The organism is Flavivirga eckloniae (assembly GCF_002886045.1).
Lineage (GTDB): Bacteria > Bacteroidota > Bacteroidia > Flavobacteriales > Flavobacteriaceae > Flavivirga > Flavivirga eckloniae.
In genome coordinates, this window is the sequence record NZ_CP025791.1 from 3649139 (window position 1) to 3661159 (window position 12021).

The following is a 12021-nucleotide window of genomic DNA, read 5'->3' on the forward strand; positions in this document are numbered from 1 at the left end:
TTATTTTTTGAAAACCACCATTATTTATTTAAATTTCTTTCTTTTGTAAACATATTTGCAGAGAAATCCAGTTATTTTGAAGAATCTTTCATATACCAACGAGGCACTTATTGATGCTTTTAAGAATGGTGATAAGGAGGTGTATAAATACATATACTTAACTTATTATCAGGATCTGTGCGTATATATTAAAGGTTATACTAATGATAAGCAGGCAGCAGAAGATATTGTGCAAAATGTACTATTAAAGCTATGGGAGAATAGAGATGAAATTCAAATTCATTCTTCTTTTAAAGGTTTTCTCTATAAGTCTGTTTATTACTCTTTTATGGATCTTTACAGGAAAAAGAAAAGAATAAATGAGAAGTTAGAATCTTTGAGATATAATATTTTAAATGAATTGATTGAAGATGATAATGAATTGAAGGAAAAAAGGCTACTGGCTTTAAGAAAGGCAATAGAAGAACTACCTACTAAATGCAAGGAAATATTTGTTTTAAGTAAGTTTGAAGGATTGAAATATAAAGAGATAGCGGATGCTTTAGGTATTTCAATAAATACTGTAGAGAATCAGGTAGGTAAAGCATTTAAGATCTTAAGAAAAAAAATGTTCGAAAATAAATATTTAAATCTTTTTATCAATTTTTTTGCAGGAGGTAAGCGGGTTTAATTTTAAGAGATAATCTATTCAAAGTTAAAAATGGTTCATTAAATTTATTTGACAATTGTATTGTTTTGTCACACCACAAATTATATATTTGAATCTTAAGAGTTATTTTGACATTATAAGAAATCATATAAAAGTTCACAAATCGTCAACACAAGTTTGTAAAATACAGAGAGTGTTAGGTTTTATATGATTTACAAGCATAAGATAAGGTTTGGATTCCTATCCAGACCGCAAAATTGCAAAAAGAAAGCTCTGAGAAATTAGGGCTTTTTTTGGCAATAAAAAGAAGTTGTGTTGTTTATCTCAATGAAAATTGAGGTAAAAAGGTAGAGTTGCTGAGTGATACTGAAATAAATTCAGTACTAGAGTTCAGCACACGCCAATGAGAAGCTTTCCTTTTTTCTTAATTGAAGATTGGGATGCTTTTTTGTTTTGTAGGATTTTGTTTCTATTTTAGATTATTTATTAATTTTCAAATAATTAGAGATATGACAGACAAAACAGTAGGTAAAGTTATACCTGATGAATTTTATAAAGCATCTAATTTTTTTACATTAAGTGGAGCAGCTGGTGCTGTGTGGTTATTTTGCTTAGTTTTAGCAAATCTAGACCCTGATGCAAAACTCTTTACCCCTGCCTATTACAGGTTGATAGCTTTAGGTTTGAGTGAGACCATTGCAATAGTAATGTTAATGAGGGTTAGACGAAAAAAAAAGTTTGAACTATGGCTTTTTGCTTTTTTCAATGGGTTGCTGATATTCATAAATGCTTCTGGATTAAACGCAATTTCTTCAAAGCTTTCTTTTGAAAATACTAGTTCAATTCAAAGTAAAATCATTACAAACAATACACCACAAAAAGCATCATTTGTATCAAATTTTTTCAAACGTGAAATAAGTTGGTGGATTGAGGATACTTATTATTCAGATAAAAGACAGGTTTTAGAGAAAAATGAGTTCTTAAATAAAAAGAACAAACAATTTTCTGAAAATATAAATCTTCTTAAAATCAAGTATGATTCAATTCATAAAGTTAATGATTCATTGAGAAAAATCATTTCAGTAAAAGAGAAGCCTGTAAAGGAAATTATAAAATTGAAAACTAACGATTGTAAGCCAGAGATAGATAAACTTAATGATAAAATAATAAAGTTGAGGAATCTGAATAATTCTATAACTAAAGGGCTTACAGGAAAAATAAACAAGTTGGAGAATGAACTCAATAAGTACAAGAAATTAGAGAAATCTAAAATGATTAAAGTAGGAGAAACTCCTTATTCTACTTTAATTGTTGAAATAGATAGATTGAGAAAAAAGCTAATTGAATGTGAATCAAAATATGACCAAAATTAATATTAATTAATTCAATTATATGTTATGAGCTACAAGAAATTGTAGCTCTTTTTTTTTGTCATAAACTTAATTCCTAAGTTATCAATTTTGATGGCTTTTTTTATATAAAGCTTTAAAAAGTAAGGATAAACCTTACAAAGTGTAAGGGCAAACCTTAGCAGTTTTTCAGTTATATTCTATAATTTTATAATGTTCTAAACCACAGAAAGATATGGTGTGTTTGTAAACGTGTTATTTCGTTTATTCGGAGGTCTTAAATATCTGGTGTAGGTATGTTAATCATTTTAAAATAGTGCGATAAAAAATAATCAAAGAGTAAAACAACTATAATTAATCTAAAAATTTATAAAATGAAAACAATTATTTTAGGAATTTCATTACTCGTAATGAGTTTTGGAATGCAGGCACAGAATACAAATGTAGCTATTGGAATTGGGGGTACAACTACAGCATCTGATTTTTATTATAATACTACAAATAATAATATTGGTATAGGGACTATTCCTACTAATAGTGAACAACTCACTATTGATTCAGGATCTTCTAGTGGTATTTTACGTATGAAAAGTACAAATGAAAGCGGATATGCTTTCTTTTTGGGCGCAGGAAATTCATTTAGTTTAGTTGACTACTCAAACTATAATACAGTTTGGGCAGTTAAAAATGGTAGACTAGGATTGGGTACTACTCCTAGTTTAGGATGGCTTCATATAAGAGCTGTTGGAGAAGATATATTGGCTCTACAATCTTATAATACTCCTGCCTCTTATATTTTTAAAATAGATGGAAATGGTTTAAAACTATGGAATAACCTTAATTCTAATACACCATTCGAAGTTAAAAATAACGGGGATTTTATTGCAAATGGTAATGTAGGAGTTGGAACTACAACAATGGGCTCCCACAAATTGGCAGTCGAAGGTAGTATAGGAGCCAGAGAAGTTAAAGTAGAAGTAGGATCATGGTCCGATTTTGTTTTTGAGGAAGCATATAATTTACCTGCTTTGGAAGAGGTTGAAAAATATATTTTGGAAAAAGGGCACTTGGAAAACATTCCTTCTGAGAAACAAGTATTAGAAAATGGGATTTATTTAGGAGATATGAATGCTAAACTGTTACAGAAAATAGAAGAGTTAACATTGTATACTATTGATCAAGAAAAACAATTAAAAGCTCAAAATACTACAATCGATACTTTGGCAACTAAATTATTAGAATTGCAATTAGAGATTGAGAAATTAAAAGAATAATTAGTTTTAGATTTTATATAGCAAATTTCTATACCGATTTATTCGTAATTATACTAAAGTAAATTAGGTGTTTCAATAAGGAAGAAACTTTTCTTGTGTATTGGAATTGAGATGCATGTCTAATACAGCTACGGTGTACCCACAAATATGGCAGCATATTAAATAATAATTTTACAAAGATAGACACTAATTTCACGAATTATCACAAATGGTTCTAAATATAAATTATTTACAAATAAGTAATTCAAGTTTACTTATCAATAAATTAGAGTGCAGGAATATAATAGAATTAAATCGGGTTTGGATTGTAAAAACAGACTGAAAGTCTGATTCGTGATTATGAATAGTATAGAGAGTTATCCACCATATTGAGGTTTTATTCGTGTAAATCTGTGTAATTCGTGGCTTGATTAAAAAGATGTGGGTACACCGTAGCTAATACAGACAGGCTTTTTGTTCTACAAGGTTTTGTGTTTTTCAACAAGCATATCTTTTGGCAGCTGAAATCAACGAATAGAGTCCCCCTGATGTATAGTCATTTCAAGCAATTCATACTTTTGACTTATTTTTTTTGGATCAGCGATATAATTGTTTTTTAAATGTCTGTCAAAGAAAGCTGTTACAAGCTCATTAGTAATTTTAATGCCTAATTCGGCATCTACAGCCCCCGTTTGTGCAAGTTCTTTAATAGGTATCATAAAAGGTATATCCATGAAATTTGGATGTGCCGAAGTAAGTATTTTACTTTCATAAAAATAGTCAGTACTTTTATTTTTATATACGTGCGAGTTTATGTCCTCATGTTCTGCCGGCCAATCTGCCGAAATATATAGGAATGGAACATGATAAATAGTATCCATCATTTCTCCCCATTGTACGCCATCAATATTAGCCGCGGCTTTTATTCTGGTATCTTTTATGGCCGTTTGACCTGCCGCACCACCACCGCGAGAGTGCCCAAAAACACCTATTCGATTTAGGTCTAACTTATCTTTTAAAAACCCTGTACTGTTCCAATTTTCTAATTGATCTATGGTATAAATAATATCTGTAGTCCATCTTTTTATCATATTAGTCACAGAATAGCCTTTGGAAGCCTCTCTTATAATGGCATGTCGCTCTTCAAAAGAGAGCTCTTTTTTAAAAGCTTCTTTTACAGGTTTCATACGTTCCAATACATTCACTGTTTGGTTGGCTTGAAATTCATAATCGAAAAACTTCTCACGCCCATCAGGAAATGTAGACCCTAAACTTTCGTAAGTATGATTTAAATTTAAAATGATATAGCCCTGACTGGCAATCTCGGTTAAAAGAGAATAATACCCCAAAGCATTAGAGCCATACCCGTGAGAAAAAATCAAAACAGGAAAATTTTTTTCAACGATCGGTACATTTTCATAAACATAGGTATCTACATGATCTAAATAATTTAATAGATTAGGGTTTATACCTCCTAGATATTTATTTATAAAACTTACTCTGTTTGCCCGATCTAGATATGGCTCTTGTTTTCCGGAAACAATAGAGGACGAAGGGTACCAAACTTTGACCATAAATTCTCTTTTGTCGTTTTCGTCTTTGGTAATAATTTCGTCAATATTTGTTTTTAGATGGATAGAATGAGTTCCTACAGGGTATTCTCCGGTGGGTTTGGGTAGTGAAAATACAGGAAGTAAATTCGGTAAAAACCAGCTAGGAATTAGTAATATTATAATGAAGATATAGCCAAGACCTCTTAAAAAGGTTAATTTATTAGTCTTTGTTTGGTCAATAGAAATAATCCTCCACATTAAAACAAGCATTAAGAGATATGCAGGAATTAGCTGCCAGCGACAACTTTCAATAACTGTATGTAAAATTAAAATTGTGGCTAAAGCAATTAACAAATATTTTTTGTTTATAATTTTAAGTAAGGGCCGTTTTACAAAAGGTAAAATAGTTACTATTAGTAATAATATAATTTCTAGAATTCTCATTTCGTTTTTATGTTTAATGCATTTAATTTAATCTTTAATAATAGCCAGGATAGATAGGATAGTATAAATATGCCTAGCCCATAAAGTGTTGTGATTGTAGAAACTTTAAATCCTGCAAAGAGAAGATCGGAATCGACATTACCCCAATTTTCGATGGATTCGAATGCTTCATAAAGAGCAATAATTTGCCCAAAAAGACCAAAGGCTAAAGCAAACACACCAAGATATCTTATATAATCAATCTCCTTTTTTGCAGCCTTTTTTGACGAGAATTTATTAGCAAAAAGAAAAGAAGCGCTTCTTGCTACCATAACGATGTTTATTAATAACATTAATGTTAGTGGTAGTGTAAATATGAGGCCGCCATTTTTGATAAAATCTATCATGTCTTTATTAATTGTTTTTTAAAAAAATTATCAGTTTAAAATTAGAAATATTATAGGTTTCTGGGCATGTTAAATCCGATGTTAAACTAGTTATTCATCGACAAAAAATATTGTTTTTAAAAATTAATGAGATCTTTATGCTAAATTTACTTACATGCGCATACTTTTACATGTTTTGTTTTGGATATTTAGTAGTTTTCTAATTGTATTCTTTATTGGAAAAAAGGGGAGTTTATCTTTTACACTTGCTTTTACTGGTTTTTTACTTCCAGTAGTTATAACAATTTCTTATCTTTTTAATTATTGGTTGTTTCCGCAATACTTGTTTAAAAAACAACTGTTTAAATTTGTTTTGTACGGATTGCTCGTTGTTGTACTTTCTGTATATCTGGAAACTCTTATTGTTTTATGGGCACTTGTTAATTTAGGTAATTATTCTTTTAATAACATGACTCCTGCAAGTCATAACATTGAGCAATTAGCTGTTGCTTTGTTTTTTGTTGTTTTTCTGAGCAATCTGATTTATCTGGTTAGAAGGTGGTCTGTAAAAGAAAAAGACTCTGAGACATTAATTCAATTTAGATCTAATAGAGAGACTGTACAGCTATCAGAAAAGGCAATTGATTATATTGAAAGCCTAGGGGATTATGTTAAAATACATAGTGAAGCAAAAGTGTTTACCAGCAGAGAAAAGATTAGTAAATTGGAAAATAGATTACCTTCTAACTTTATTAGAGTCCACAGATCATACCTTATAAATACTTCGAAAATTGAGTCTTTTAATAATACAAAAATTGAAATACAAGGAAATAAGATTCCCATTAGTAGAAAATACAAACCTGAGGTTTTAGAAAAACTAAAAATAATCAAGTAACCATATTCTTAATTACTGTTTACCTATTTTTTATTTTGGAATATTTAAATAAGATGTGACCTTTTGTTTTTGCCAGTGTCTTAATACCAAACTTAATATTTAAAATCTGGTAAACATGGCAAAGTTTGAAATTTATAAAGACAAAAGAAAAGAATTTAGATTTAGATTAAAAGCAGGGAATGGTCAAAATATATTGGCTAGCGAAGGTTATGCATCCAAAGCTGGGTGTACTAATGGCATTGAATCCGTAAAAAAGAATTCAACAGACGATACTAGATATTCTCGATTAGAGTCTAAAGGCGGTAGTCCTTATTTTAACTTAAAAGCTTCAAATGGACAAGTTATAGGAACTAGCGAAATGTACTCATCTACTAGCGCTATGGAGAATGGTATCGCTTCGGTTAAGAAGAATGCTTCAGAAGCCTCTGTAGAGGATTTATCATAGTGCATAATTAGTAACCATTCATAATTATATTGTTTTGAGGGTGACTTAAAAGTGTCATTCAGAGTGTAGCGAAGAATCTTGTTGAATTACAACCTATCAGTTTAAAGGTTTATAAGGTTTCTCATTTCATTCAGAATGACAAAATTACTTTTAAGTCATCCTCTTTTTTTGTTTGAATACTTAAATGGGGCAATTTAAAAAAACCGCCTAGTGGTTACAAGTTTAAAATGATTATTAATAGGTTGAATGTAATACGTTTATGTGATTGTGTGAATTTATTTGTTAAATTTGAAAATGTAGGAATAGTAGTAAGCGAAACAATCACTCTATAAATTGTAGTAATATTTAAATCATTAAAATAGTTATGAAAAGCATTATCCCATTAGCAATAATTTTAATTTCCTCCTTTATTAATGCGCAAAACACTAACGATTCAAAGTTTGTTTATGGCGAAAACGGACTTGAGCCGAGACATATTACTATAGATATAAAAGGCATGGACATGGATGAAATGCAAACGAAGGCAGAAGAATGGCTTAATGAAAAGTATGAAGCCCCAAAAGGTAAAAGTGATAGTAATAATGATAAAAAAATAAAGCCAGGTAAAAGTATTACGGCTTATGAAATATATGAAGACAACGAAGGTGATGCAACAGGGAAAGCAAATAATAACAAAAAACTACGTTTTACTGGGTTTACAAATAATGCTATTTGTATAGGTAAAGGAGCCGATTACAGTTGTGAGACTGTGGAATATACTATTGAGCTTAGGTTGCGAGATGGGGACTTAAGATTTAAACCTATAAAGCTAACTTATAAAGGAGCCTCTGATAAGAAAGAGCAGACTATAAACTTGAAGAAAAATAAATTTGCTAAGAATGGAGCAATCATAGATGGTTATGAGAAGGCTTCTTCTCAAATAGAGACTTTACTTAACAGTTTAAGAAGAAGCATTGTGAATTATTTAACCGGAAAAGCACAGGAAGAAGAGTGGTAATTTAAACGACAACGTTTTGAATTTATACAAATCGAAAAATTTGTTAAAAGCTTCAATTTAAATTGAAGCTTTTTTATTTTTAAGAAGTTGAAAAATGACAAAATTTGCCCCTAAAATGCACTTAATCAATTTAATTGTGCAGTTAAACTAATAATTTTTAGTAGTTACCTTGTAATCAATTAAATTGGCATCACCATAACATAAGTAGGTTAAGTTCATGGTAGATTTGGGGCAAAAAAAGGTGAACATTCTGTTCGCCTTTTTTTTGTTTATAACATTCGCTTAAAAACTTTATGCTAACAAATCAGGATAGAGTTAATATTTTAATTTAAACTTTAGTAAATCTTACTAAGTATTAAATCCATTAAGCTTAGCCGATTTCGTAAACTTCAAATTAGTTCTATTCATTTTTTTATAGGGATTAAATATTATTTTCATTAGTTAAATATTATTAAAACAAGCTTTAATGCTAAATAGGACAGTTTGTGCTATTTTTTGAACATTCTATGTAATAATTTTAAAGCAGGTTAGATTACATTTGGTAGCCACTTGATCTAGAAAAATGAAATATTGCCTGCCCTTATTATTTTTAACCTCTATTTATTTTAGTTTTTCTCAAACTAAGTCTTCAACAGAAACATATTATAAGTTATTCGACTCGCATTTCGATTATAAGAATCATGAGGTTTTTAATGGTTTGGAGTACGTAGATGTGTTCCCGGAATTAAGCAGAACCAAGGAAACTAATAATAAGTTTTATGGTTCATTTGGTTTTAAAAAGGGATTCATTATTTACGATGAGCAACCTTACTACGATTTAGAAATGAAGTATGATTTACTAAATGATTGTGTGCTTTTAAATTATGTGAGTAAGAAGACAAATTATTTAAGGCTTAGCCCAGAAAGAGTTTCCCAATTTAAGTTGAAAGAACACAAGTTTGTAAGGTTACAGAATAGTCCGTCATTACATGCTATTTACGAAAATGGATTTTTTAAAGAAGGTTATAAAGGAGGAAAATTTTCACTATACATAAAATATAGAAAGGATAGGCAAGAAGACTTAAGTGAAGGCATGGTTGTTAATGTTTTTAAAGAGCACAAAACATTTATAGTGCATCATAAAGATGTGTTTCATGAAATAGGTTCCAGAAAAGATATGTTAAAAGCCTTTTCGTTTAGAGGAAAAGAAATTCGAACGTTTTACAAAAATAATTCTCGTGTGTTAAAAAGTAACAAAGAACAATTTTTTGTAAGGCTTGTCAAGTATTTAGATACAATGAATTATTTAAATACAGATGGGTAAAATGAGGACAATAAAAATAATTGGAATGACCAGTTTCTTTGCTTTTTTTTCGCAAATAGCCTATTGCCAATCTAAAGAGAAAATTTCTGTTGCTTTTGAAAATAAAGGAATAGTTGAAGTCTTAATTGAATTGGAAAACATTTCCGATTACCAATTCTATTTTAATAAAGATTGGTTTCCCGATTCATTGATTTCAAAATCATTCACTAATGCTAGTATTGAAGCCATTTTAAGTGAGATTTTAGAAGAAACTTCAATTAATTTTTTTATGTTAAACAATCGGGTTATCCTAACTAAGAATAATGCGATTAGAGATAACATATCACTTTTCTATTACGATCAAAAGGGAGATGAGGTCGTCCCCTTGAATGATGAGAAGGCTCCGGTACTGCAAAAAGAGTACGTTAATGCATCTAAAGTTAAAAACGTTGAGATTTTTCATATAGGCAAAGAAAATAAAAGATTATCCCAAAAAGCGTTTAACATATCCGGGTATATTAAAGATGCCAAAACTAAAAGACCCATAGAGAGTTTAGTTGTATTTATTCAGGGAACATCTATTAACACGGTAACCAATAACCTTGGATACTATAATATGAAAGTGCCTGCCGGATTTAGTATTTTGGAAACAGCCTCGATGGAATATGGCAAACATAAAAAGCAAATAGTTGTTTATGGTGATGGTACATTAAGCTTTGATTTATTTGAGGAGATTGAAGAGCTAGAAGAGATAGTGGTTGAATCTGATAGAGATAGGAATATTAAAAGTGCCAACGTTGGTGTAACAAAAGTAGACATTGAAGGTATAAAAAACATACCATTGGTTCTTGGTGAACGAGATGTTTTAAAGGTCGCCACGACAATGCCGGGTGTAAAAACAGCAGGGGAAGGGACTTTAGGTTACAATGTTAGAGGAGGGAAGGTCGATCAAAATTTAATTCTTTTTGATGATGCAGTAATTTATAATCCGTCGCATTTTTTTGGAATATTTTCGGCTATAAATCCTTTTGCAACAGGAAGTGTAGATATTTATAAAGGCAGTATTCCTGCTGAATTTGGCGGACGGTTATCTTCTGTAATAGACATTTCAACAAAAGAGGCAAACATGAAAGCGTTTTCGGGAGAAGGTAATATTGGTCCAGTAACTGGAAATTTAATGCTAGAAGCCCCAATTGTTAAAGATAAAGCGGCAGTTTTAATAGGTGGTAGGGCTACATATTCAGACTGGGTTTTAAAAACAATTTCCGAGGAATCTATAAAAAACAGTAAAGCGTCATTTTATGATGGGGTAATAAAATACAATCATAATATTAATGATAAGAATTCGTTACAAGCAACAGCTTATTACAGTAAGGATAAGTTTAGTATAACTTCAGATTCTGTTTTTGATTATAGTAATAGGTTAGCTTCAATAAAATGGCATCATAGGTTTAATGAAAAAAACAGAGCATCGGTTCAATTAGCAACCAGCCAATATAAATTCAACATAATCTATGATGGCATATTTAATAGAAATTTTGATTTTGGTTATAGCATTGATGAAACTCAATTAAAGCTAAAAGCGAGATACCGGTACAACAAGAAACATAAATTCACTTACGGATTAAGTGGTAAATCATATGTTATCAGACCCGGAAATATTTATCCTATAGGAGATAAATCTGTTATTGAAAGTAAAACTGTAGAAAAAGAAAAGGGATTTGAGTCGGCTGTTTTTATCTCAGATTTATTTGAAGTTAATGAAAAATTACTTTTCGATTTAGGCTTTAGATATTCTTTTTATGCAGCTCTTGGACCAGGAACCCAGAAAGTTTATGCTTCAGGTGTACCGTTGAGTTCAGAATCGGTTATAGAAACGAAACAATATAAAAATAATGAAGTCATAAAAACACATGGCGGTCCGGAATTTAGGTTTTCTGCAAGGTACTTTTTATCGCCTACCCTTTCAATAAAGGGTGGTTATAATAAGACCATTCAATATTCTCACTTATTATCTTCTAATACAACGGCTTCTCCAATCGATTCCTGGAAGTTATCCGATTTAAATATAGAACCTCAAAGAGCAGAACAGTACTCTTTAGGAGTATTTAAAAATTTTGATAGCGGTGTGTATGAGGCTAGTTTAGAAGGCTATTATAAGAAAATGAATAATCTTTTAGATTTTAAAGTGGGTGCCGAATTACTGCTTAATCAGGATATTGAAACAGAGTTGTTGCAGGGAGAAGGAAAAGCCTATGGTATAGAGTTTTTATTGAAAAAGAAAAAAGGAAAGTTTAATGGCTGGCTTGGGTACTCTTATTCAAGAACATTAGTGAAATTGGATAGTGAGTTTTTAACAAATCAAGTAAATAATGGAGATTACTTTTCGGCCAATCAAGATAGGCCCCATGATGTTAGTCTCATATCAAATTATAAATTAACCAAGCGCTATAGTTTTTCTTTAAATTTTAATTATCAATCTGGAAGGCCCATTACATATCCTGTGGGTAAATACATTTATAATGGATCAGAACAATTGATATATAGTGATAGAAACAAGTTTAGAGTACCAGACTATTATCGATTAGATCTCGGAATTAATATTGAAGGAAACCATAAAAACGCAAAGCTTGCTCATAGTTTTTGGAATATTTCTGTTTATAATGTTTTGGGGAGAAATAATCCGTTATCGGTCTTTTTTGTAAATGAGAATGGAGAAGTAAAAGGTTATAAATCGTCTGTTTTTGCAATCCCAGTGCCTACTATAACTTATAATTTTAAATTTTAAA

General features: G+C 30.4%; 10 protein-coding genes. 8 read left to right on the plus strand and 2 right to left on the minus strand.

Annotation, left to right across the window (positions count from 1 at the left end; all coding sequences use genetic code 11):
• Nucleotides 1–76 precede the first annotated feature (76 nt).
• The 3 genes from C1H87_RS15135 (at nucleotide 77) to C1H87_RS15145 (ending at nucleotide 3272) form a co-directional block, all read left to right on the plus strand.
• Nucleotides 77–670, plus strand: coding sequence for an RNA polymerase sigma factor (locus tag C1H87_RS15135; protein ID WP_158655239.1), 594 nt, complete (start codon nucleotides 77–79; stop codon nucleotides 668–670).
• A 488-nt stretch (nucleotides 671–1158) separates the two neighbouring features.
• The gene (locus tag C1H87_RS15140) at nucleotides 1159–2022 is read left to right on the plus strand and encodes a hypothetical protein (RefSeq protein WP_102756616.1); all 864 of its coding nucleotides are present in this window, start codon (nucleotides 1159–1161) and stop codon (nucleotides 2020–2022) included.
• 350 nt (nucleotides 2023–2372) lie between these two features.
• Nucleotides 2373–3272 carry a hypothetical protein gene (locus C1H87_RS15145; protein ID WP_102756617.1) on the plus strand — a complete coding sequence of 300 codons (900 nt, stop codon included), beginning with the start codon at nucleotides 2373–2375 and terminating at the stop codon, nucleotides 3270–3272.
• Between the two features lie 506 nt (nucleotides 3273–3778).
• Here the strand turns inward: C1H87_RS15145 and C1H87_RS15150 are convergent.
• Nucleotides 3779–5248: an alpha/beta hydrolase family protein gene (locus tag C1H87_RS15150; protein WP_102756618.1), complete on the minus strand. Its 1470-nt coding sequence runs from the start codon at nucleotides 5246–5248 to the stop codon at nucleotides 3779–3781.
• The gene (locus C1H87_RS15155) at nucleotides 5245–5634 is read right to left on the minus strand and encodes a MotA/TolQ/ExbB proton channel family protein (RefSeq protein ID WP_102756619.1); all 390 of its coding nucleotides are present in this window, start codon (nucleotides 5632–5634) and stop codon (nucleotides 5245–5247) included. Before C1H87_RS15155 ends, C1H87_RS15150 begins: the two co-directional genes overlap by 4 nt.
• 154 nt (nucleotides 5635–5788) lie before the next feature.
• Here C1H87_RS15155 and C1H87_RS15160 point away from each other — a divergent pair, with 154 nt between their 5' ends.
• The 5 genes from C1H87_RS15160 to C1H87_RS15180 all read left to right on the plus strand — a co-directional run bounded on the left by C1H87_RS15160 (nucleotide 5789) and on the right by C1H87_RS15180 (nucleotide 12020).
• The gene (locus C1H87_RS15160) at nucleotides 5789–6508 is read left to right on the plus strand and encodes a LytR/AlgR family response regulator transcription factor (RefSeq protein ID WP_102756620.1); all 720 of its coding nucleotides are present in this window, start codon (nucleotides 5789–5791) and stop codon (nucleotides 6506–6508) included.
• Between the two features lie 115 nt (nucleotides 6509–6623).
• Nucleotides 6624–6953, plus strand: a complete 330-nt coding sequence (locus C1H87_RS15165) for a YegP family protein (RefSeq protein WP_102756621.1) — start codon at nucleotides 6624–6626, stop codon at nucleotides 6951–6953.
• Between the two features lie 364 nt (nucleotides 6954–7317).
• On the plus strand, nucleotides 7318–7950 hold the full coding sequence (locus C1H87_RS15170; RefSeq protein ID WP_102756622.1) for a hypothetical protein: 633 nt from the start codon (nucleotides 7318–7320) through the stop codon (nucleotides 7948–7950).
• 562 nt (nucleotides 7951–8512) lie between these two features.
• Nucleotides 8513–9253: a hypothetical protein gene (locus C1H87_RS15175; RefSeq protein WP_102756623.1), complete on the plus strand. Its 741-nt coding sequence runs from the start codon at nucleotides 8513–8515 to the stop codon at nucleotides 9251–9253.
• A 1-nt stretch (nucleotide 9254) separates the two neighbouring features.
• Nucleotides 9255–12020, plus strand: a complete 2766-nt coding sequence (locus tag C1H87_RS15180; RefSeq protein WP_102758292.1) for a TonB-dependent receptor — start codon at nucleotides 9255–9257, stop codon at nucleotides 12018–12020.
• Nucleotide 12021: the final 1 nt, after the last annotated feature.